Source organism: Pseudomonas segetis, assembly GCF_900188155.1.
GTDB lineage: Bacteria > Pseudomonadota > Gammaproteobacteria > Pseudomonadales > Pseudomonadaceae > Aquipseudomonas > Aquipseudomonas segetis.
In genome coordinates, this window is record NZ_FZOG01000001.1 from 648267 (window position 1) to 668407 (window position 20141).

21 protein-coding genes are annotated in these 20141 nt (G+C 56.3%); 11 read left to right on the forward strand and 10 right to left on the reverse strand.

The window, feature by feature from the left end:
* Positions 1-7: 7 nt before the first annotated feature.
* On the reverse strand, positions 8-322 hold the full coding sequence (locus CHB79_RS03085) for an ElaB/YgaM/YqjD family protein (protein ID WP_010483093.1): 315 nt from the start codon (positions 320-322) through the stop codon (positions 8-10).
* 371 nt (positions 323-693) lie between these two features.
* On the opposite strand from CHB79_RS03085, the gene CHB79_RS03090 reads away from it, so the two are divergent.
* The gene (locus CHB79_RS03090) at positions 694-1902 is read left to right on the forward strand and encodes an ammonium transporter (protein WP_010483094.1); all 1209 of its coding nucleotides are present in this window, start codon (positions 694-696) and stop codon (positions 1900-1902) included.
* Positions 1903-1960: 58 nt separating this feature from the next.
* On the opposite strand, the gene CHB79_RS03095 is transcribed toward CHB79_RS03090, so the two are convergent.
* Entirely contained in the window at positions 1961-3229 is a 1269-nt protein-coding gene (locus CHB79_RS03095; RefSeq protein ID WP_089358848.1) for an OprD family porin, read from the reverse strand.
* Positions 3230-3607: 378 nt separating this feature from the next.
* Between CHB79_RS03095 and CHB79_RS03100 the strand changes: the two genes are divergently transcribed.
* Together CHB79_RS03100 and CHB79_RS03105 are read left to right on the forward strand one after the other, a co-directional pair.
* Complete coding sequence (locus CHB79_RS03100) at positions 3608-3844, forward strand: glutaredoxin family protein (protein ID WP_089358849.1); 237 nt, start codon at positions 3608-3610, stop codon at positions 3842-3844.
* A gap of 22 nt (positions 3845-3866) precedes the next feature.
* Positions 3867-4772 (forward strand): chemotaxis protein CheV, encoded by a 906-nt coding sequence (locus CHB79_RS03105; protein WP_176443119.1) that lies wholly within the window; start codon positions 3867-3869, stop codon positions 4770-4772.
* Between the two features lie 51 nt (positions 4773-4823).
* On the opposite strand, the gene CHB79_RS03110 is transcribed toward CHB79_RS03105, so the two are convergent.
* Together CHB79_RS03110 and mobA are read right to left on the reverse strand one after the other, a co-directional pair.
* Positions 4824-5045: a YgdI/YgdR family lipoprotein gene (locus CHB79_RS03110; protein ID WP_010483098.1), complete on the reverse strand. Its 222-nt coding sequence runs from the start codon at positions 5043-5045 to the stop codon at positions 4824-4826.
* Positions 5046-5113: 68 nt separating this feature from the next.
* A complete protein-coding gene (gene mobA, locus CHB79_RS03115) occupies positions 5114-5716 on the reverse strand; it encodes a molybdenum cofactor guanylyltransferase MobA (protein WP_089358850.1) in 603 nt (200 codons plus the stop codon).
* A 68-nt stretch (positions 5717-5784) separates the two neighbouring features.
* Here mobA and moaB point away from each other — a divergent pair, with 68 nt between their 5' ends.
* Positions 5785-6324 carry a molybdenum cofactor biosynthesis protein B gene (moaB, locus tag CHB79_RS03120; protein ID WP_089358851.1) on the forward strand — a complete coding sequence of 180 codons (540 nt, stop codon included), beginning with the start codon at positions 5785-5787 and terminating at the stop codon, positions 6322-6324.
* Positions 6321-7535 carry a molybdopterin molybdotransferase MoeA gene (locus CHB79_RS03125; RefSeq protein ID WP_089358852.1) on the forward strand — a complete coding sequence of 405 codons (1215 nt, stop codon included), beginning with the start codon at positions 6321-6323 and terminating at the stop codon, positions 7533-7535. Before moaB ends, CHB79_RS03125 begins: the two co-directional genes overlap by 4 nt.
* Here the strand turns inward: CHB79_RS03125 and gliR are convergent.
* Both gliR and CHB79_RS03135 read right to left on the reverse strand, forming a co-directional pair.
* On the reverse strand, positions 7532-8557 hold the full coding sequence (gliR, locus tag CHB79_RS03130) for an AraC family transcriptional regulator GliR (RefSeq protein WP_089358853.1): 1026 nt from the start codon (positions 8555-8557) through the stop codon (positions 7532-7534). The genes CHB79_RS03125 and gliR overlap by 4 nt on opposite strands.
* Positions 8558-8683: 126 nt before the next feature.
* Entirely contained in the window at positions 8684-9382 is a 699-nt protein-coding gene (locus CHB79_RS03135; protein ID WP_010483103.1) for a pirin family protein, read from the reverse strand.
* A gap of 294 nt (positions 9383-9676) precedes the next feature.
* Between CHB79_RS03135 and yegS the strand changes: the two genes are divergently transcribed.
* Both yegS and CHB79_RS03145 read left to right on the forward strand, forming a co-directional pair.
* On the forward strand, positions 9677-10573 hold the full coding sequence (yegS, locus tag CHB79_RS03140; protein ID WP_089358854.1) for a lipid kinase YegS: 897 nt from the start codon (positions 9677-9679) through the stop codon (positions 10571-10573).
* A 142-nt stretch (positions 10574-10715) separates the two neighbouring features.
* Positions 10716-11642, forward strand: coding sequence for a chemotaxis protein CheV (locus tag CHB79_RS03145; RefSeq protein WP_010483107.1), 927 nt, complete (start codon positions 10716-10718; stop codon positions 11640-11642).
* A 24-nt stretch (positions 11643-11666) separates the two neighbouring features.
* Here CHB79_RS03145 and CHB79_RS03150 read toward each other — a convergent pair whose 3' ends face one another.
* Positions 11667-12143: a DUF1499 domain-containing protein gene (locus CHB79_RS03150; RefSeq protein ID WP_217898851.1), complete on the reverse strand. Its 477-nt coding sequence runs from the start codon at positions 12141-12143 to the stop codon at positions 11667-11669.
* Positions 12144-12207: 64 nt separating this feature from the next.
* On the opposite strand from CHB79_RS03150, the gene CHB79_RS03155 reads away from it, so the two are divergent.
* Positions 12208-13014: an MOSC domain-containing protein gene (locus tag CHB79_RS03155; protein ID WP_089358855.1), complete on the forward strand. Its 807-nt coding sequence runs from the start codon at positions 12208-12210 to the stop codon at positions 13012-13014.
* A gap of 63 nt (positions 13015-13077) precedes the next feature.
* Here CHB79_RS03155 and CHB79_RS03160 read toward each other — a convergent pair whose 3' ends face one another.
* The gene (locus CHB79_RS03160) at positions 13078-15006 is read right to left on the reverse strand and encodes a transglycosylase SLT domain-containing protein (RefSeq protein ID WP_089358856.1); all 1929 of its coding nucleotides are present in this window, start codon (positions 15004-15006) and stop codon (positions 13078-13080) included.
* Positions 15007-15322: 316 nt separating this feature from the next.
* On the opposite strand from CHB79_RS03160, the gene CHB79_RS03165 reads away from it, so the two are divergent.
* Positions 15323-17245 carry an ATP-binding cassette domain-containing protein gene (locus CHB79_RS03165; RefSeq protein ID WP_089358857.1) on the forward strand — a complete coding sequence of 641 codons (1923 nt, stop codon included), beginning with the start codon at positions 15323-15325 and terminating at the stop codon, positions 17243-17245.
* 109 nt (positions 17246-17354) lie between these two features.
* Positions 17355-18041 (forward strand): DUF6901 family protein, encoded by a 687-nt coding sequence (locus tag CHB79_RS03170; RefSeq protein ID WP_010483116.1) that lies wholly within the window; start codon positions 17355-17357, stop codon positions 18039-18041.
* A 51-nt stretch (positions 18042-18092) separates the two neighbouring features.
* On the opposite strand, the gene CHB79_RS03175 is transcribed toward CHB79_RS03170, so the two are convergent.
* The gene (locus CHB79_RS03175) at positions 18093-18533 is read right to left on the reverse strand and encodes a universal stress protein (RefSeq protein ID WP_010483117.1); all 441 of its coding nucleotides are present in this window, start codon (positions 18531-18533) and stop codon (positions 18093-18095) included.
* 88 nt (positions 18534-18621) lie between these two features.
* On the opposite strand from CHB79_RS03175, the gene CHB79_RS03180 reads away from it, so the two are divergent.
* Positions 18622-19059 carry a hypothetical protein gene (locus tag CHB79_RS03180; RefSeq protein ID WP_010483119.1) on the forward strand — a complete coding sequence of 146 codons (438 nt, stop codon included), beginning with the start codon at positions 18622-18624 and terminating at the stop codon, positions 19057-19059.
* 110 nt (positions 19060-19169) lie between these two features.
* On the opposite strand, the gene CHB79_RS03185 is transcribed toward CHB79_RS03180, so the two are convergent.
* On the reverse strand, positions 19170-19991 hold the full coding sequence (locus CHB79_RS03185) for a hypothetical protein (RefSeq protein ID WP_089358858.1): 822 nt from the start codon (positions 19989-19991) through the stop codon (positions 19170-19172).
* Positions 19992-20141: the final 150 nt, after the last annotated feature.

Genomic DNA, 20141 nt, shown 5'->3' on the forward strand with positions numbered 1-20141 from the left:
TGTCCGTTTAGCGTTTGGTTATCAACATACCCAGTAGCATACCAACACCGGCAGCGATACTAATAGATTGCCAAGGATGGGTTTGCACATAGCCTTCGGTGGCGTCGACGGCAGCTTTGCCTCGCTCCATCACGGCTTCTTCGGCTGAGTGCAGGGTTGAGCGTGCACGATCCAGGCTGTTGCGTATCTGATCGCGCAGTGCTTCGCCCTGATCGCCTGCGAGGTTGGCGGATTGCTGGAGCAGTGACTCTGTGTCACGTACCAGTGCTTGGAATTCGTTTAGCAGTTCATCTTGGTTCGAAGCGGTTTTTTTACGTGCCATTTCTACTCTCCTTGATGTTTTAGAACGCCTGTGTACTTCGAGTGGCATTCATTAGAAGGGTTCAATCTGATATCAGCCTGAGCCCCTGTTATTTGCTTGGTACAGCGCTTGCATTGTCCTGGTGCGGGCCGGCGCGCATGCGCGCCTAATTGGGGCTTTCAGAGTTCTCGGTCTAGGGCCTTGGTGCGAAAATAACCTATTGATAAATAAAGACTAAGTTGAATTTAGCTAAATTCGGACAGCACGCAATTGGCGCATCTGGAGCGGTCGACACGATGCGCTTTCAATTCAGTACGCCTGTTTTTGGTGCGTGCATTGATAAAAAGATCCGAATTGGTGCTCTTGGTCTGTAGACGGAGTTTTACCTGCCGATGGAAAACATCAACAGTGCTGTAGAGACGCTGATTCATGGTTCCAACACCCTGTTTATTCTGCTGGGTGCTGTAATGGTTTTAGCGATGCATGCTGGGTTTGCCTTCCTTGAGGTGGGGACGGTGCGCCAGAAAAATCAGGTCAACGCCTTGTCGAAGATTCTTTCCGACTTTGCAATCTCTGCATTGGCCTATTTCTTTATAGGCTATTGGATTGCCTATGGCGTGACATTTTTTCAGCCCGCCACGGTGCTGACCGAAGGCAATGGCTATGCCTTGGTCAAATTCTTTTTCCTATTGACCTTCGCAGCGGCAATCCCGGCGATCATCTCCGGTGGTATTGCCGAGCGCGCAAAATTCGGTCCGCAACTCTGCGCGACTGTGTTGATTGTTGCTTTCATCTATCCCTTCTTCGAGGGGTTGATCTGGAATGCTAACTTTGGCTTTCAAGCCTGGCTTGAGGCGCAGTTCGGTGCAGGATTTCACGACTTCGCCGGCTCCGTGGTGGTTCATGCAATGGGCGGCTGGCTAGCATTTGGCGCGGTGATCTTGTTGGGGCGTCGAGACGGGCGTTATCGTGACGGTCGCCTGGTGGCATTCGCGCCGTCGAATATTCCTTTCCTGGCGCTGGGCTCCTGGATATTGATTATCGGCTGGTTTGGTTTCAACGTGATGAGCGCACAAACCCTTGGCAGTGTCAGTGGCCTGGTCGCGGTCAACACCTTGATGGCGATGGTGGGCGGTACCATTGCTGCGTTGTTTGTTGGTCGCAATGACCCCGGTTTTTTGCACAACGGTCCGCTGGCCGGCTTGGTTGCGGTGTGCGCGGGCTCAGACCTGATGCACCCGGTTGGGGCTTTGGCTACGGGCGCCATAGCCGGTGCTTTGTTTGTCTGGGCGTTCACTGCAGCGCAGGCAAACTGGAAAATCGATGACGTGCTCGGCGTGTGGCCCCTGCATGGCTTGTGCGGCGTCTGGGGCGGTATTGCCTGTGGCCTGTTTGGTCAGCAGGCCCTGGGCGGTCTCGGCGGGGTAAGCATGATCAGCCAGTTGCTCGGTACCGGCCTTGGCGTGGTTGTGGCGTTGATAGGTGGTTTTGCTGTCTATGGTCTACTGAAGCTGACCATGGGGATTCGCTTGAGCCAGGAGCAGGAATACAACGGTGCCGATCTGTCGGTTCACAAGATTGGTGCCGTCAGCCAGGATTGATGATTTGCAGGCAATAAAAAACCCGGTTATCCCGGGTTTTTTATTGCCTGTTTGCAGCTTACTGCAGGGCCAGTGTGTAGCTGATAATCAGGCGGTTTTCATCCAGGTCATTGGCAAAGTTGTTGCGTACCGTGGCGTTGCGCCATTTGATTCCCAGGTCCTTCAATGGGCCGTCCTGGAATACATAGGCAATGTCGGTGTTGCGTTCCCACTCCTTGCCGTCTTCATTGGTGGTCGCGCTCAGCTGGTCGATATTGTCGCCGCTGAGGTAGCGCGTCATAAAGGTCAGGCCGGGAATGCCCATGCCGGCAAAGTTATAGTCAAAGCGTGCCTGCCAGGATTTCTCGTCCTTGTTGGCGAAATCGCCGATTTGCACGTAGTTGACCAGGAACGGGTCCGTGCTGTTGATGTAGGCATAACCGGTATCGCCGCTCATTGACTGATAACCCAGGCCAAAGCTGCTGGAACCCAGGGAGTAGGTGAACATGGCACCAAATGCGTTGTTGTCGACGTTGGTATTGCCATCGTCCGTGGAGCGGGCATAGCGCAGGTCGGTCTTGAGGCTTTGCTTGTCGCCAATCGACAATACGTGGACCAGGTTGACGATATGTTGCTTGTAGATTTCTTCCAGCTCACCGTAGTTGTAGCCAGTGGTGAGGTTGTCGGTCCATTTGTAGGACACCCCGGCAAAATTGAAATCGTCGGCTTGGCTGCCGCCCAAGACAATATTGCGCTTGCCGCCGCCGTTGATGCTCAGGTCTTCAAAGTTGGATGAGTCGCGTTGGTTTTGTTCCTTGATTACACCACCATCAATGTTCAGGCCGGCAATTTCTTGTGAATTGATGTGCCCGCCGAGGAAAGTTTGCGGCAGCAGGCGCGAATCATTTGCCGAGATGGTGGGCAGTTTTGGCGTCAGGCCACCAAACTTGCCGACTGTCTTGGAAATCCTCACTTTGGCGGTGGCGGTGGCTTCCGAATAGTCGTCTGGGGCTTCATTGCCGAAACTTCCGGGTAGCAGGCCGCTACCTGTCCGATCGGCCGATGAATCAAGCTTCAGGCCAAGCCCTGCATAGGCATCCAGGCCAAAGCCAACAGTCCCTTCGGTAAAGCCCGATTCGGCTTTAACGATAAATCCCTGTGCCCATTCTTCGCGTTTTGACTGCTGGGCGGATGTGGTGTCACGCAGGTCACGGTTGAAGTAGAAGTTACGAGCCTCGATGGTAGCTTTGCTGTCTTTGAAAAACTCAGCATGGGCAATCGCAGGCAATACGCAGCAAGCGCCTAGCGTGGCTGCAGCCACGGCACGGGCAAGGGGAGTTCGAATCATTATTGTTTTCTCCTCGAGTGGGTGCGGGACCATCTGGTACGGCGCTGTTGAATAAAGCATGAGATTTGGCGGTCTGCTTTTAGACTTTAGTCGGCGTGTTCCTGGCCGGTATTTGCGGTGCTTGCCAGCAGGCCATTTGCAGGCATTTGGCAGTTCGTCGGGTTGGTCGCCGAGTACTGTACTTTTGCCGTTAAAGTTTTCCCTGAAGCAGCCGTCAACGTTAATTAGATCGCTAGGGGAACCTTCAAGGTCCTGGTTTGGCAGTGGCTGGCCGGACGCATTGATTGGGCGAGCGATAGCAGGTTCCTGGATGTTTTGGGCGGCAGCTGTGTTTAAACTGCTGGCTTCAAAGCCTGAACTGAAACAGGAGATCCTCAAATGCTGCCCGAATGCCAACTCTTTGGCACCCTAGGATGTCACCTGTGTGAAGTGGCCGAAGCATTGTTGATGCCCTTTGTCGAGCACGGTCTGCTCGTCGAATTGGTGGATATTGCTGAAGACGAGGCATGGGTCGAGCGTTATGGCTTGCGTATTCCGGTACTGCGCCGGTGTGATACCGGGGCCGAACTGGATTGGCCATTCGAAGCTGAACAGGTGGTCGCATTTCTGAGCTGATTAATTTGCTCAGCATTATTTAATGACGAAGGGGAGTGGCGCGGTGAATGCAGTTTTGGGAGATTCCTTGTCGCTGCTGTTGTTTCGTCTGCACAGTGGTCGTTTATTGGGGATTAACCTGCTCAAGGTTAATGAAATTATTGCCTGCCCGGCCTTGACCAAGTTGCCTAACCGGCATCCGCATGTACGGGGCATCGCCAGTTTGCGTGGCGCTTCTTTGACTGTAATCGATCTGGCCCGAGCGATAGGTGAGCGTGGCAATAACGCGAGTCAGGAAGGCTGCCTGATCGTTACCGAACTCAGCCGCTCGCGCCAGGGCCTGCATGTACAGAATGTAGAGCGTATCGTGCAGTGTTCGACCCGGGATGTTAAGCCGCCACCGGCCGGGTCTGGCAGTCGCGCCTTTATCACCGGGGTTACCCAGATCGACGGTGCAATAGTGCAGGTACTCGATATCGAAAAGGTCCTGCATGACATCGCCCCGGCTGAACCCGAAGAAATTGATGAATCGCTGATCTCCAGTGCCGACCTGCAAATGCTGGAAGGACGGCGGGTGCTTGTGGTGGATGATTCGCACGTGGCGTTGCATCAGACGGTCAATACCTTGCGCAAACTGGGTCTTGATTGCCAATCTGTGCGCAGCGCTGGTAGTGCGTTTGCAGTACTGCAGGAGCAACACCGGGCGGGTACGCCGATTGAAGTGCTGGTTTCAGATATTGAAATGCCAGAAATGGATGGCTACAGCCTGGTGCGTGAGATTCGCAAGACCACGGACATAGGCCACACCTACGTGCTGTTGCACACTTCACTCGACAGTACGATGAATACTGAAAAAGCGCGTTCAGTGGGGGCCAACGATATGCTGACCAAATTCTCAACGGTGGATTTGAGCAATGCTCTGGTCAGGGCATTCCAGGCGCTCAGTTAGGCGGGAAACCCAACCGCCTGCTGGCTTGGCAACAGGCGATTGGGGTGAAACTTACAGCTCTTTAACGGTGCGAACTTCGTCTTTGTTGACGCGTGCGCGCTTGCCATCAAGTTGCTCGAATTCGTAGAAGCCTGTGTCATCATCAAAATCAGGCTCGTCAACAGTCTGAATTTCACGACCGTCGTTGAGGGTGATTACCGTCGGTGAAGCGCAGCCTGCCAGAGTTGCAAGGCCCAAGCTCAGAAATAGTGCTGCGATTGTCCGTTGGCTCATGGTGTATCTCCTCATGGGTTTGAAATTGAGTACCAAACTTAAGATAGGGTGCTGGCGCCAAAGTTCCGTCAATTTCCGTGATATTGCTTGATTTTGGAGGTGTCGAGGAGTTCGGGCGTGTTCATGTTGGCCAGCCGCGCATCCTGGTCAGGGCAGACAAGGGGGCGTGGATCGAGGCTGCGCAGCCAACGCTGCGGGCTGCGCTCGCCGGCGAGCCATGCATTTTCCAATTGGCTGCGAAGCCAGCATGGGATCACGCTGAATAATGGCTCCAGGTATTGCCCTTGACGCACCACGGCAGGGGCGTCCCCGGCAAGCATCATCAGGTCCGTTAACAGCGCTCGGTCAAGCATCGGAGCATCACAGGGCAGTACCAGCATATAGGGGTGGCGGGCCACTTTCAGCCCGGCGCGGATACCTGCAAGCGGTCCCTGGAAGCCGGTGTCATCATCGGCAACGACTTGATCGGCATAGGCGGCGTACTGGGCCTGATTGCGATTACAGGAAATGATCAGGTCATCGCTAAGTGGACGCACCAAGTCATGCAGCCAAGCAATCAGTGGACGCTCATGCCAGAGCACCAGCCCTTTATCACGCCCCCCCATGCGTTGACCGCGGCCACCTGCCAGCAGCAATATCGAGCAGGCATTGATCGGGGATGGAGTTGACATAGCGCAGTCTCTCAAAGTGGGCCTGTGATATAACATTGACCTATTATTTGAACAACCGGAAGTCTGTTATGGGCCATAAACTCGACACCGCATTTGTCCCGTTGAATATCGCAGTATTGACCGTCAGCGACACCCGCAACCTGGACACCGATACCTCGGGCCAGACCTTGATAGATCGCCTTGAGGCAGCAGGCCACACCCTGGCGTGCCGCGTGTTGCTCAAGGACGACCTCTACAAGATTCGTGCCCAGGTGGCCACCTGGATTGCCGAAGATCAGGTTCAAGTGGTGCTGATTACCGGCGGCACGGGGTTCACCGCGCGCGATAGTACGCCAGAAGCGGTGAGTTGCTTGCTGGACAAGCAGGTTGATGGTTTCGGTGAGTTGTTCCGGCAAGTCTCGGTGCCTGATATTGGCACCTCGACTATTCAGTCCAGAGCCTTGGCGGGGTTGGCCAATGGCACCCTGGTGTGTTGCTTGCCGGGCTCGACAAATGCATGTCGTACCGCCTGGGATGGGATTCTTGCCGAGCAATTGGACGCCAGCCATCGTCCTTGTAATTTTGTTCCTCACCTTAAACAAGCCGCCGCTTGCGAGAGCCGTGGATGAGCGGTTGTGATCAGCCGGGATTACTGCCGGTAGAAGCGGCCCTGGAGCGTTTGTTGGCGATGGCGGATGCTGCGCCGATCAACCAGACGGAATCAGTCACGCTGGAGCAGGCCGATGGTCGAGTGCTCGCCGAAGGGCTGATCTCATCACTGGATCTGCCGCCTTGGGCAAACAGCGCAATGGACGGTTATGCGCTGCGCCTGGCTGACTGGCAAGGCGAGCCACTGCCTGTCAGCCAGCGTATTCTTGCAGGCACCTTGCCGTCAGCCCTTGAGCCCGGCACCTGCGCCCGGATATTTACCGGCGCGCCTTTGCCAGCGGGCGCGGACGTCGTGGAAATGCAGGAAAATGTGCAGTTGGGCGACGATCAACGCGTCAGCTTCAGCCAGGGCATGCGCTTTGGTCAGAACGTTCGGGCACAAGGCCAGGAGACCAAGGTCGGCGATTGCGTGTTGCCGGTCGGCACACGCCTGGGGCCTATCGAGCTGGGTCTGGCTGCGTCGCTGGGCGCGGATCGCCTGGTGGTCTATCGGCGGGCCAGGGTTGCTGTGCTCTCGACTGGGGATGAGTTGATCGAGCCAGGCCAGGTTCTGGGGCCAGGGCAGATCTACAACAGCAATCGGCGTCTTCTTTGTGCATGGTTGCAGCGCTTGGGTTGTGAGGTGATTGATGCCGGGATTCTGGCCGATGACCTGCAGCTGACGCGCGATGCACTGGCTGCACTCGATGATGTGGACCTGATTCTTTCAACCGGCGGCGTTTCCGTGGGCGAGGCTGATTTTCTTGGCGCTGCACTGCGCGAAGAGGGCGAGCTGGCGCTCTGGAAACTCGCAATCAAACCTGGCAAGCCCTTGACCTTTGGCGCTTTTCGAGGCGTGCCAGTATTGGGCTTGCCCGGCAACCCAGCTTCTACATTGGTGACATTTGGTTTGCTGGCGCGCCCGTATCTGTTGCGACGGATGGGGGCTTCCAAGGTCGAGCCATTGGGTTTTCCGATGCCTGCTGGGTTCGTTTGGAGTCATGCTGGTCATCGTCGCGAGTACGTGCGCGCGCGGATTGAAAATGGCCGGGTGGTGATGCATCCAAACCAGAGCTCCGGAGTGCTGCGCAGTGCGTCATGGGCCGAAGGGCTGGCTGAGATCCTTGAAGGCAAGACCCTGGCAGAGGGCGATAGCCTGCGGTTTATCCCAATGAGTGAGATTCTCGGTTAACGGACGGGGCGCTGCGCTTGCCGGTACTCGCCAGGTGTTTGCCCCGTCCAGGTTTTGAAGCTGCGATGAAACGAGCGCGATTCACTGAAGCCCAGGTAACTGGCGATCTCTTGAACCGGCAAGTCACTGCGCAATAAATAATGCTCGGCCAGTTCCTGGCGCAGCTCATCAAGGATTGACTGGTAGCTTGTGCCCGCTTGTTGCAGATGTCTTTGCAGGGTGCGCACGGTCATACCGAATCGCTCGGCAACCCGCTCTTTACGCGGCAGGCCATCTTTGAGCAGCAGGCGCAACGTACCCTTGACCCGTGCCGTCAATGGCTGCTCATCATCAAGTTTTGCCATCAGCGCCAGGGCATGCTCCTCCAGTGTGCGCAGCAGGTTCGGATCTGCCTGGCGCAGCTCTATGGCGAGTAACTGATCAGGAACTATCAGCGCATTGCAGGGTTGTTCGAATAATACCTCGCAGCCAAATGCAGATTGATAGGCTTCCTTGTGCACGCCATTGGGCTGGGCATGCTCGAACCATACCGCTGTCGGTGAGTAGTCCTTGTCGGCTATCCAGCGGGCATACAGCAGCCAGGACGCCAGTACATTTTCAACCATGTGCCGGCGGATGAGTGGTTCGTCATGGCGGCAGCTCCAGATCAACCGGGTGTGCTCAGCATCGCTTTCCACACGGCTGACGCCCATGTCGCCAACCAGCTTTTCGTAGGGCACTATTCTACTGATGGCTTCACCGAGCGTGGCGCAGTTCAGGGTGATATAACCCAGCACGCTCCATGATCCTGGTTGTACATAGCGGGCACTGTGCAGGCCGAACAACGAGTCGTCGCATTGGTTCAGCAGATACTTGAGCAAGCGTTCATGGCTGTCGCCGGGGATGCGTTTGGCGTTGTCGCTGAGGTCTTCGCGGGACAGCTGTGCAGCCTGCAAGGCCAGGTCGGTATCCAGGCCCAGGGATTCGGCATGTCGCAGGTATTTAAGCAGGGCAGGCGCGGCGGTGAAACCAAGACTGTTCATGTTATTAGGCTCAATAGCCAATCCGAGTGTTGGCTGCGGCCAGTATAAGCAAATAGATTCAAATAGCCGAATAGTGCCTCCAGCCATAAAGCTGGCTGGAGGCTTTTACAGGCAATGAAGTGTTAATCAGGCAACATCCACCAAGACGATTTCAGTGTCTTCGGTCGCTGTTACATGCAGCACCTCAATGTCGCGAACGGCAACGCCATCGCGGGTTTGGGCGGCAACACCGTTGACTTCGAACGCACCGGTTGAGGCCACCAGATAGGCTTTGCGCTTGGCACCAAGTACATACTCGGTGGTTTGCCCGGCCTTCAGGGTCGCCGCTGCAACGCGTGCGTTGGCGCGGATAGGCAGCGCATCCTGGTCGTCGCTGTCACCGCTTGCCAAGGTTACGAAACTGCCAGCACGGTCGCCTTTTGGAAAAGGTTTGGCGCCCCATGACGGTGGTGAATCAAACTGGTTCGGCGTGATCCAGATCTGGAAGATTTTGGTTGTGTCGTCTTCCAGGTTGTATTCACTGTGGGCAATACCGGTTCCTGCGCTCATGACCTGTACATCACCCGCCTCGGTGCGGCCATGGTTGCCCAGGTTGTCCTTATGGGTAATCGCGCCCTGGCGCACATAGGTGATGATTTCCATGTCGCGGTGCGGGTGCGGTGGAAAGCCCGAGTGCGGTGCGATTTCATCATCATTCCATACGCGCAGATCGCCCCATGCCATGCGCTGCGGGTCATAGTACTCAGCGAAAGAAAAATGGTGGCGAGCATTCAACCAGCCGTGCTCGGCGCCGCCGAGTTCTGCAAAAGCGCGAACTTCAATCATTTCGAGATCCTCAGTGAGTGATACGCAACCGGTAAGCGGTAGGCGCTATCAAGTGGTCATGAGGTGATTTTCTATCAGTTTAATTGTTGCTAATAGCGCTATTTGTGGATTTAATTTATCTAATTAATCGATATTTTTTGAGTCATGATTTAAGTCAGCACTGTGCTGTTGGTGCAGGCTATAGTCCTCGGGTTGAAGAATATTTGGCCGCCAGGGACAAATGCCTGCTGTTGTGGTCTGTTAACTAGGTTTCCCCTCTATCTACCGAGCTTTAGGTTCTACAAGGAGCGGTCAATGAGTGAACGCAAAGCGCTGTTGATTTTGCATGGCAAGCAGGCAATGAACGAGGTGTTGCGCACTGCTGTCTACGCCAAGCGCGAGCAGGGCTGGGAGATTGCGGTGAGGGTGACCTGGGAAGCAGGTGATGCGCAACGCTTGGCCCGCGAAGCACTTGCCGAAGGCTACCCGACGCTGATCGCCGGTGGTGGCGATGGCACCCTGCGCGCGGTTGCAGAGGTGATTGCACTTTCTGACAGTGATGCCAGCCTGCTTTTACTGGGCCTGGGCACCGCCAACGACTTTGCCACGGCCGCCAGTGTGCCGGTTGATCTGAGCGAGGCGCTTGATTTGCTCGACATCGAGCCTACTGCCATCGACCTGGGTGAAGTGAACGGGCAGTTGTTCCTGAACATGGCTACCGGCGGCTTTGGCACCAGCGTGACTACAAACACCCCGGAAGACTTGAAGAAGTTGCTCGGCGGTGCGGCCTATTTCCTCACCGGTTTGAGCCGCTTTGCGGAAGTCCACTCGGCGTTTGGTCGCTTCAAGGGGCCGGACTTCAGTTGGGAAGGCGAGTTTCTAGCGCTGGGCATTGGCAATGGCTCCCAAGCGGGTGGAGGCCATGTGTTGTGTCCGAAGGCGCGGATCGATGACGGTTTGCTCGATGTGTGCATAGTGCCTGCCGCGCCAGATGTGGTGGGTACCTTGGGGACTATGTTGTCAGGCTCGATGAATGGGGTCGAAAGCGTGTCCCAGATGACGCGTGTTGCCTGGCTTGAGGTAGAAGCGCCCGAGGGGCTTGACCTGAATCTTGATGGCGAGCCGATGAGCGCCACCAAACTGAGTTTCAAGGCCCGCGCCAAGGCGTTGCGTGTGCATTTGCCAGCCTATTCACCGTTATTGACGCATTAAAAACATGCCCTGCATCTGTAAATGTTGCAGTGCGGGGCGGCTGACCGCCTGATGAATTTTTCAGGGCGTGCTCCAGTTATGCAAAGGGCTGCCGATACAGCTTTTGTAGTCGGTGTTGATGCCTACATAACAGGAGCTTGCAGTGGCCGGAATTCTCGATTCGGTGGATCAGCGTACGCAGTTGGTGGGTGAAAATCGTCTGGAAATTCTGATGTTCCGATTGAACGGGCGTCAGCTGTTTGCGATCAACGTTTTCAAGGTGCAGGAAGTCCTGCACATGCCCAAGTTAACCTTGATGCCCAACCGTCACCGCTGTGTCTGCGGGGTGGTCAACTTGCGTGGCAAAACCTTGCCAGTGATTGATCTGTCGCAAGCGATCGGCATGCGCCCGATTGTGCCAACCGAACAAAGCACCATCATAGTGACCGAGTACAACCGCTCAATCCAGGCGTTTCTGGTAGGAGGGGTCGAGCGCATCATTAACCTCAATTGGGAAGCTGTACTGCCGCCGCCCGGCGGAGCAGGACGCCAGCATTACTTGACGGCCATTACCAAGGTCGAGGAACAGCTGGTAGAAATCATCGATGTCGAGATGGTCTTGGCCGAAATCGTGCCCTACAGCGCCAAAATCTCAAGTGATCGCCTGAATGATCCGCTGCTGCACAAGGCGCGTGGGCGCGAGGTGCTGCTGGTCGATGATTCCAGTGTTGCGCTGTCTCAGTTGCGTGAAACCCTCGGGCAGTTGGGGGTGAAGATGCATGTCGCCAGTGATGGGTTGAAGGCCCTGAACATGCTCAAGGCATGGGCCGACGCGGGCGAGGTGCTTACGGACAAGCTGCTGATGGTCTTTACCGATGCGGAAATGCCGGAAATGGACGGTTATCGGCTCACCACCGAAATCCGTCAGGACCCGCGCTTGGCCGGTTTGTATATCGTCTTGCACACTTCGCTGTCGGGCAGCTTTAACGATGCCATGGTCAAGAAGGTGGGCTGCGATAATTTCTTGTCGAAATTCCAGCCCGACAAATTGGTTGATGTGGTGCGCCAACGTCTCGAGCAGGACGCCTGAAGCCTTGAACAACCTCGCGGCTATTCAAGGCCGCTTGGCTGTTGCAAGTGCCTTGCGGATAGTTTCAATCCGCTGGCGATTTACCCCCATGTCGGAGTAACCCAGGCGTGAGGCTGAGCGCACCTCGACTTGATGCATGCCAACCAGGAATTCGACATCATCGACAAAGCGCAGCACTGCACTGGTGAACTCGAACCGCAGGTAATTGCCTTCGGCTTTGATCAGGGTCGCCCGGGGCTGCTCGGCAATAACTTGCAATAGCAGGGCCTGTGTTTCAGCGGGGTCGCCATTGAGCGCCAAGGGCGCAATCCCATGTTCGCTGTCGGTTGCCTGACTGTTTACGCAGTTTGGCGAGCTTGGGCAGGGCTCGAAGCGTCCGGCATGGACGCCGAGGCTGGCCGGCGGGCTGGCGCTGCAAGCGCTGAGTGCCAGGCCCATCATCAGGGGCAGAATCCCGCGCCTGACCAGGCAATTATTGTTTGCGGCACGCCATAGGTCCATTGGAGGCTTGTGAGCATTGGCGCATGCTCGTATAACAAGGTTTTGAGTTTTGGAGTGCTGGCTCATGTTGCATCTCTCTGGTCTTTATCGTTATCCGCTTAAGTCTGGCGCTGCCGAACCGCTGCAAGGCACTCAGTTGGATTCGCTGGGTGTGCAAGGTGATCGTCGTTGGATGGTAGTCGATGCGCAGAGCGGACGCTTCATTACCCAGCGCCTTCTGAGCACAATGAATAGGATCACAGCACGCTGGCAAAATGCCGAGCAATTGCTTTTGAGCGCGCCAGGTATGCCCGATCTACCAGTTGCGGTACCGCAGGGCGATGGTGATTTGCGCGGTGTGCACATCTGGCGTGACAGTTTGCGGGTGCCGGATGCTGGCGATGCCGCCGCCCAGTGGTTGAGCCAGTTTTTGCAACGCGATTGCCGGCTGGTGTACGTCGCGCCAGAGCGGGCCAGGCAGATCGATCCGGTGTACGCCGAGATCGGCCAGAAAGTGGCATTCCCCGACGGTTTTCCTTTGCTGCTGATTGGCCAGGCCTCGCTTGAGGATTTGTCCCGGCGGGTGGGGCGTGACCTGGAAATGCTGCGCTTTCGTCCCAATCTGGTGGTTCAGGGCAGTGAGCCCTATGGGGAAGACAGTTGGAAGCGCATTGCCATTGGCGGTATCGAGTTCAAGGTTGCCAAGGGCTGCTCGCGTTGCATCATGACCACCCTTGATCCGGTTACGGGCGAGCGCAGTGCTGACCGCGAGCCACTGACCACCTTGAAAACCTATCGGCAGATAGAAGGGGATGTGTTCTTTGGGCAAAACCTGATTGCCTTGTCCTCGGGGCAGTTGGAGCTTGGAATGCCGGTTGAAGTGCTCGAATAACCACTGGCGCAGGCTGCAATAACAAAAGGGGCCACAAGGCCCCTTTTGTTATTGGCTCAATGCTTACTGATCATCAAAGTAACGCTCATGCCAGGCGATCAGCGGCTGTGGAGCGTTAAGCTTTTCGCCATAGATGACGGCATACGACAGCACGTTCTGCACGTATTGACGGGTTTCGTCGTAGGGGATGTTTTCAACCCAGACATCGTAAGGCAGGTGGTCGGCGCCGCGCAGCCACTGACGGACACGACCCGGCCCCGCGTTATAGGCCGCAGTCGCCAGCACCCTATTGCCGTTGAATTGTGCGTAGATCTGGCTCAGGTAAGCCGCGCCAAGTTGAATGTTGACCGAGGGAATCAGCACGTTGTTGGGGTTGCTCAGCGGAATATCGTAACGGCGTGCGGTTTCCTTGGCCGTGGCGGGCATCAGCTGCATCAGGCCCATGGCCCCGGCAGGGGATTTTGCATCGGCCATAAAGGCGCTTTCCTGGCGGGTGATCGCAAACACCCAGCTGGAGTGAAGGCCGCGTTTCTTGGCCTCGTTGTTCAGCGATGAGCGATGGGTGATGGGAAAGCGTACATCAAGATCATCCCAGTATTTGGCCAGGCTGATGGTGCGAATCGCCGGGAAGTACCATTTCAGCTCATAACCCAGGCGTGCTTGAGCCACCAGCTCGTCGCGGTTGAACTGGCGACTCACGTGATACCACTCACGACGGCCATCGACAATCTGGCCGCGGTCGTGGAATTCCAGGGCACGTTGTATGCCTGGTGTATTGCGCACTTTCTTGACCACCTTAGGGTCCAGGGCCAGTGGCTTGTTATTAAACTTGTAGGGCACCTTGACCTGATCGGCGGCCATGAAACCGTAGAAGTCGCGCTCACTGGCCAGGCTGCGATAAAGCTTTGCCGGTTGCGCGCTGTCGGGCTTGGCCAGCTGCAAGCTACGCGCAGCCCAGTAGCGCCAGCGGCTGGTATGGGCCAGTTCGGTTGGCATTTGCTGGGTCAGTTTGTAGGTTTCTTCCCAGCGGCCCAGGCGCATCAACAACCGAGCGCGCCATTCGCTGACGGTGTCGTTTTGCAGCTTGGGGTCGTACTTGGCCATGACGGCAAGTGCGCGGGGGTCAAAGTTCTTGGCCAGGGATAAACCCACTTCACGGGCGATTGAGAGCTTCTCGGCATCAGAGAAATGCATGCGTTCGGCATAGCTATCGAGCAGGCTCAGGGTTTTTTCCGGGTCCTGGCGTGCCAGGCGGCGCAAACCCAGGCCGACAATGTCGGACATTGGCTCATCGACCGGGGTAAAGCGTGCAGGGTTGCTTAGCAGTTGTGGCTTTTGCGCAACTTCAATCAGCAACTTGCCTTCTTCGCTGAGCGTCGGTGAGTTTTTCGTCAGGTAGCTGGCCAGGCCATAGTTGCGCACCTCGGCCGCCAGCTTGGCACGTTGCCAGCGCTTGCTCTCGGTCAACTGGCCTGCCGCTGCCCATTCGTCGAACAGGCGATCACAAGCCTCTGGCTGGGACTTGCCCACCAGCCAGAGTTTTTCCGCCGCGGCGTAACCTTCAGCAACCTTGCCATGGCTCATCAGGTAGCGGCCATTGAGGCAGTCGAGTTCGGTGAAATTCAGCCCGGGGTCGTAATATTTTGCAAAGGTCGACCAGTCGCCACGCTCCGCCAACCAGCGCAACCAGCGTAGTTTCATCCAGTTGGCCTGGGGCAGGTCACCGTGATCAGCCAGGAAACGTTCGATTTCTGCATTGCTGGCGGATTTCAGCCGTGCAGTCAGTTCGGTGTAGGCCAGGTAAGGCTCAAGGGGGTAATCGCTCAAGGCGCTGGCATAGCGCCGGTACGGGCCGCTGTCGCCCTTATCAAGGGCGCGCTTGGCTTCATCGTAGTATTGGCGTTGCTGGCTCAGGCTTGCGGCCTGCGCAGTGGACAGCGCTGTGGCCGAGATAATCAAGCAAGAAAATAGTTTTAGAAATCGGCGGGACATGACACTTCCGGGTGTGGGGGTCAATTGAGCACCGTACAGCTTGGTGCTTGATTGCTCTAGCTTAGCTGTTTGCCAGGGGTGGGCGAAAGTCGGTTGGCCCCTTGCAGCGCTAATAATGAAAAATGCCCGCAATAAGCAGGCTCAACTCGGTTAGAATGCGCGCCCAGTTTTTTATCGGAGCTTTGAGGCTCCGTTAATCAAATTTCGCGATGCGAACACTGTATTCAAAGGCGTTGCCTGCAGTTGCCACCTGACTTGCGGCTTTTCTGCGAATAACAGTGCTAGCGCATTCGTTGCATAAATGTTGAGGCGTACCATGACCCTGCTTAAGTTCACCGATGTTTCCCTGGCGTACGGCGCCATGCCGCTGCTGGACAAGGTGTCTTGGCAGATTGCCAGAGGCGAGCGGGTTTGCATCATCGGCCGTAATGGCACGGGCAAATCAAGCATGCTCAAGCTGGTCAAGGGCGACCAAAAGCCCGATGACGGTGCTGTGTGGCGCGCACCCGGACTTAAAATTGGCGAGTTGCCGCAAGAGTTGCCCCGTGCCGACGGTCGTACCGTATTTGATGTGGTGGCCGAAGGTCTGGATGGCGTCGGCGCCTTGCTCGCCGAGTATCACCACCTGAGCCAGAACATCCACAGTGATGCTGACTTGGATAAGTTGATGCATGTGCAGCAAGACCTTGAAGCACGTGATGGCTGGCGCTTGCAGCAATTGGTCGACAGCACCCTGAGTCGCTTGCAGTTGCCGGCGGACAAGACCCTGGCCGAGCTTTCCGGTGGCTGGCGTCGCCGTGTGCTGTTGGCCCAGGCATTGGTTTCCGAGCCCGACCTGTTGCTGCTCGATGAGCCAACCAACCACCTGGATATCGGTGCGATTGCCTGGTTGGAAGAGGCGCTGGTTGGTTTTCAGGGAGCGGTGCTGTTTATTACCCACGACCGTTCATTCCTGCAGAACCTGGCCACACGCATTCTCGAACTGGACCGTGGCGGCCTGATCGACTGGAACGGCGACTATGCAAGCTTCCTGGTGCATAAAGAGGCTGTGCTGGCGGCTGAAGAAACGGCCAATGCCCTGTTCGACAAACGTCTGGCGCAAGAGGAAGTGTGGATCCGGCAAGGGATCAAGGCGCGCCGCACCCGTAACGAAGGTCGCGTGCGAGCGCTCAAGGCGCTGCGTGTCGAGCGCAGTGAGCGCCGTGAGCGTACCGGCAAGGCCAATATCCAGCTGGAAACTGCCGAGAAATCCGGCAAGCAGGTAATGGTTCTCGAAAATGTCAGCTTCGCCCATCCGGACGGCCCGATGCTGGTCAGGGATTTCTCCATGGTGCTGCAGCGTGGCGACCGCATTGGTTTGCTGGGAGCCAACGGCACGGGTAAAACCACCTTGCTCAAGCTGATGCTCGGCGGTTTGCAGCCAACCAGTGGTTCGGTCGTGGAAGGCACGCGTATTGACGTGGCTTACTTTGACCAGTTGCGTCACCAGCTGGATCTGGAAAAAACCGTTATCGACAACGTCGCCGAAGGTCGCGACTTTATCGAGATCGATGGCCAGAACCGTCACGTCCTCAGCTATCTGGGTGACTTCCTGTTCAGCCCACAACGTGCGCGTACGCCGGTCAAGGCATTGTCCGGTGGTGAGCGTGCGCGCCTGTTGCTGGCCAAGTTGTTCAGCAAGCCAGCCAACCTGCTGGTGCTGGACGAACCGACCAACGACCTCGACGTTGAAACCCTTGAATTGCTCGAAGAGGTTTTGCTGACATTCCCGGGAACCGTGCTGATGGTCAGCCACGACCGGGCATTCCTCGACAACGTAGTGACCAGCACCCTGGTATTTGAAGGCGAGGGTCGCGTGCGTGAGTATGTCGGTGGCTACCAGGACTGGATTCGCCAAGGCGGCTCGGCGCGCTTGCTGGGTGTTGGCGAAAGTAAAGCGGGTAAGCCCGAACTGGCTTCGGCAGTGGTCGCGGCGCCTGAGCCAGTAGCTTCGCCTGTACCGGAGCAGAGCGCTCCAGCCAAGAAAAAACTCAGCTACAAACTTCAGCGCGAGCTTGAAGCGTTGCCGGCACAGATTGATGCTGTCGAGCAAAAGATGGCTGCGATCCAGGCGCAAATCTCTGACCCAGCCTTCTATCAGCAGCCTGCAGAGACAACAGCCGAGGTCTTGGCGAAATTGCCGGCGCTGCAAGAAGAACTGGATCACTTACTGGAACGTTGGGCAGAGCTGGAAGGCTAATTCTCCGATAGTCTGGGCTGTCTTGAATATAAGGTCCCAGTCCTCGCCCTAGAGGGCTGGGCATGTATGCAGTCGTTGACTGCAATGCCTACGCCTGCTGGAGAATTTAATGTCTATCGAGTACCGCATTACTCTCGACGACAGTCATCAGTTTAGTTATCGCATCGAGCTGGAACGCCAATACGATCCAGTTGAAGCAAGCAGCGCCCCGGCATGGACTCGCCTTGGCAACCAGCAATGCAGCAACTGCCCTTTGAGCAAAGATAGTTTCAGTCACTGCCCGGCAGCGGTCGATCTGCACCGCGTGGTTGAAGATTTTCAAGGGTTACCGGCCTTCACCAAGGCCATGGTCTGGGTGCGCACACCTGAGCGTGAATACACCAAGCACGCCGGGCTTGAAGAAGGCCTTCGGGCGTTGCTCGGGGTGATAATGGCAACCAGTGCCTGCCCGGTACTGGGTAAGCTGAAGCCAATGGCGCAGAATCACTTGCCCTTTGCCAGTAACCAGGAGTTTATCCTGCGGGCATTTTCGCTCTACTTGTCTCGCCAGTACTTCAATTCGCGAGAAGGGCGCCATGCTGATTGGGAGCTGAAGGGGTTGGTGCGCATGTTCCAGCAATTGCAACTGGTCAACCAGGCCTTTTGGCAGCGTATTCACGACACCTGCAAGGGAGACTCCAACTTGAAGGCGTTCCTGACCTTCTTTTCGATGTCTTCGAGCATGACCTATTCGCTGGAGACGCAATTGCAGAAAATCCGGCCAATGGTGATGAGTGCGGGTGAGAGTCCAGAATAAAACTACCCGGGCCTGCCAGCCAAGCGGCAGGCCCAGGCGGTGCTTCGCGTATTACTCGGGCTTTTTCAGCCGCACTGCAAGTACGTCGCAGGGGGCACCGTGAAGGACGTCATTGGCGGTGGAACCCAGCAGCAGGGCGAGGCCATGGCGACCATGGCTGCCGACGATGATCAGGTCACAACCCTGTTCTTCGGCCAGGCGATGGATTTCCTGGCGCGGCTGGCCATAGGTCAGGTGGCGCTGGTCGGCAGCCAGTTCGTTGTATTTCACGGCAAATGCATCAAGGCGCTCACGGGCCTGATCAAATTGCTGTTGTTGCAGCATCGACAAGTCCATTGGCACGTCACCACCAAACGCCATGGCCATTGGCTCGACGACATGCACCACCGACAGCTTCGCTTGGTTGTTGCGTGCCAGGACTTGCGCGCGGGTCATGACCGGGTCGCATTCTTCGGTTAGGTCAACGGCGACCAAAATGTGTGTGTAGGACATGAGAGACTCCTTAAATGGACAGTCGATGAATATAAGTATGAACCTTAATGGGTGCTTGCGGCAGGCTTTTACGGCAGAGATATAACTTATGACAACATGGATAGTACTGGCATTGCTTTTTTGTGTGCTCAGTCCCTTGGCGATGCTGATGCCCTCCAGGCGTTTGCGTGGCCGCATGGATGTGCGCATGCAGGCCAGGCAGTTCGGCCTGGCCATGAACCTTTCGCAACAGCAATGGCCGCACTGGATGCAGCGCGGGCAGGCTGCGACGTGCCCGCAGTATCATCTTGCGCGTCGCCGGGGGCATCAAGACAGCTGGTGTTATTGGCAGGTTGAGCCAGGAAAATGGTGCAACCAGTGGCGCGAGCCCTGCGCGGACAGCGAACTGGCGCAACGCCTGGCGAGCTTGCCGGCAGATGTCTACAAGGCTGAACTTAGCCCGCAAATGGTCGCCGTGTGCTGGGGCGAGCAAGCCAAAGGGCAGGGGCTGGAGGCAATCAGGGACTTTCTCAAAAGCTATTTCTAGCGGGCAAAGAAAAGCCCGATGCAAGCACCGGGCTGGAAGGTTGGCCAGGCAGGCCGGTAAATTCTGTGTGTGCATATCGACGTGACTCATAGACATTGTTGCTTGAGCTCTTAAGTCGATGCTGCCGCGTACTGCGAGGATAGCTGTTCCAGCTCATCAATAATGCTGTCGGAGTACTTGCTAACCAAGAAGGGTACACTGTTTTCATTGTAGTTCTTCAATGATTTTTCAATGTAATGCCACTTGGTGCCCACATTGTTCAGTGTTTTAGTGGTCTGGGCGGTGTTTTCGGGGGCCTGGCTGAGCGCCTTGAGGGTGGTTGCAAACTCGTTGACCAGCTCCTCCATGCTACGACTGTCGCCGCCGCCCATGAAGGTTGCCCCCACGGATGCACTGCGCGATGAGTAATCGACTGCAATAGCCTGCATCAGCAAGCTTTGCTTGCGGCTTTGCTGAATCAAGGGTGGCACGCTGTAGCCAGTTTCCTGCTGGATTTTGTTGTACAGCTCCTCGCTCAGCGCCATGATTTTTTGATTCTGCTCAGCCAGGTCTGCTACTGGTTGCAGGTCTGTATAGCCTTGCGTCTTGAGTGTCCCGACCAGATTCTTGAGGTTGTTCTGGTAGTCATTCCAGAGTCCAACCAACTGGCCGCTCAGGGCTTTGGAACTGTCACCGCTCAGGTCTTGCAAGGTGGCCAGGGCCTGGCTGGCGTTGCTGAGCGATTCATTGATCATCTGCGCATAGCGCTGGTCGCCCTCCATGTTGTTGTACATGTAGAAGCTACTGAGGCTTTTTTGACTGTCCAGGCGCATTTGATGGAGCGTTAGCAGGCTGTCTGCCGGAGCGGTTGCTGCCTGGGTGAGTGTGCTGACCAGAAGCAGGGCGGATACAAACAAGGTGCGTAGGGAAATGGCAAGCATTTGGCTTGTCATGCGGTGCTCCATAGACCCTTTGCTAGGGTTCGTTGTTGTTTTGGGTGCCAAGTCAAGGTGAGTCCTTGCCTGGCATCTGCGGTCAAATGTACCGGGCCGCAGAGTGATTTGCCAGCCTGATCTCGCCTTGGCTTGCCTGGCTGTTGGTGC

Bases quoted from the DNA above. Each gene is read 5' to 3' on its own strand.
- CHB79_RS03085 (WP_010483093.1), bottom strand. From the start codon at position 322: ATGGCACGTAAAAAAACCGCTTCGAACCAAGATGAACTGCTAAACGAA.
- CHB79_RS03090 (WP_010483094.1), top strand. From the start codon at position 694: ATGGAAAACATCAACAGTGCTGTAGAGACGCTGATTCATGGTTCCAAC.
- CHB79_RS03095 (WP_089358848.1), bottom strand. From the start codon at position 3,229: ATGATTCGAACTCCCCTTGCCCGTGCCGTGGCTGCAGCCACGCTAGGC.
- CHB79_RS03100 (WP_089358849.1), top strand. From the start codon at position 3,608: ATGCTGCCCGAATGCCAACTCTTTGGCACCCTAGGATGTCACCTGTGT.
- CHB79_RS03105 (WP_176443119.1), top strand. From the start codon at position 3,867: ATGACGAAGGGGAGTGGCGCGGTGAATGCAGTTTTGGGAGATTCCTTG.
- CHB79_RS03110 (WP_010483098.1), bottom strand. From the start codon at position 5,045: ATGAGCCAACGGACAATCGCAGCACTATTTCTGAGCTTGGGCCTTGCA.
- mobA (WP_089358850.1), bottom strand. From the start codon at position 5,716: ATGTCAACTCCATCCCCGATCAATGCCTGCTCGATATTGCTGCTGGCA.
- moaB (WP_089358851.1), top strand. From the start codon at position 5,785: ATGGGCCATAAACTCGACACCGCATTTGTCCCGTTGAATATCGCAGTA.
- CHB79_RS03125 (WP_089358852.1), top strand. From the start codon at position 6,321: ATGAGCGGTTGTGATCAGCCGGGATTACTGCCGGTAGAAGCGGCCCTG.
- gliR (WP_089358853.1), bottom strand. From the start codon at position 8,557: ATGAACAGTCTTGGTTTCACCGCCGCGCCTGCCCTGCTTAAATACCTG.
- CHB79_RS03135 (WP_010483103.1), bottom strand. From the start codon at position 9,382: ATGATTGAAGTTCGCGCTTTTGCAGAACTCGGCGGCGCCGAGCACGGC.
- yegS (WP_089358854.1), top strand. From the start codon at position 9,677: ATGAGTGAACGCAAAGCGCTGTTGATTTTGCATGGCAAGCAGGCAATG.
- CHB79_RS03150 (WP_217898851.1), bottom strand. From the start codon at position 12,143: ATGGACCTATGGCGTGCCGCAAACAATAATTGCCTGGTCAGGCGCGGG.
- CHB79_RS03155 (WP_089358855.1), top strand. From the start codon at position 12,208: ATGTTGCATCTCTCTGGTCTTTATCGTTATCCGCTTAAGTCTGGCGCT.
- CHB79_RS03160 (WP_089358856.1), bottom strand. From the start codon at position 15,006: ATGTCCCGCCGATTTCTAAAACTATTTTCTTGCTTGATTATCTCGGCC.
- CHB79_RS03165 (WP_089358857.1), top strand. From the start codon at position 15,323: ATGACCCTGCTTAAGTTCACCGATGTTTCCCTGGCGTACGGCGCCATG.
- CHB79_RS03170 (WP_010483116.1), top strand. From the start codon at position 17,355: ATGTCTATCGAGTACCGCATTACTCTCGACGACAGTCATCAGTTTAGT.
- CHB79_RS03175 (WP_010483117.1), bottom strand. From the start codon at position 18,533: ATGTCCTACACACACATTTTGGTCGCCGTTGACCTAACCGAAGAATGC.
- CHB79_RS03180 (WP_010483119.1), top strand. From the start codon at position 18,622: ATGACAACATGGATAGTACTGGCATTGCTTTTTTGTGTGCTCAGTCCC.
- CHB79_RS03185 (WP_089358858.1), bottom strand. From the start codon at position 19,991: ATGACAAGCCAAATGCTTGCCATTTCCCTACGCACCTTGTTTGTATCC.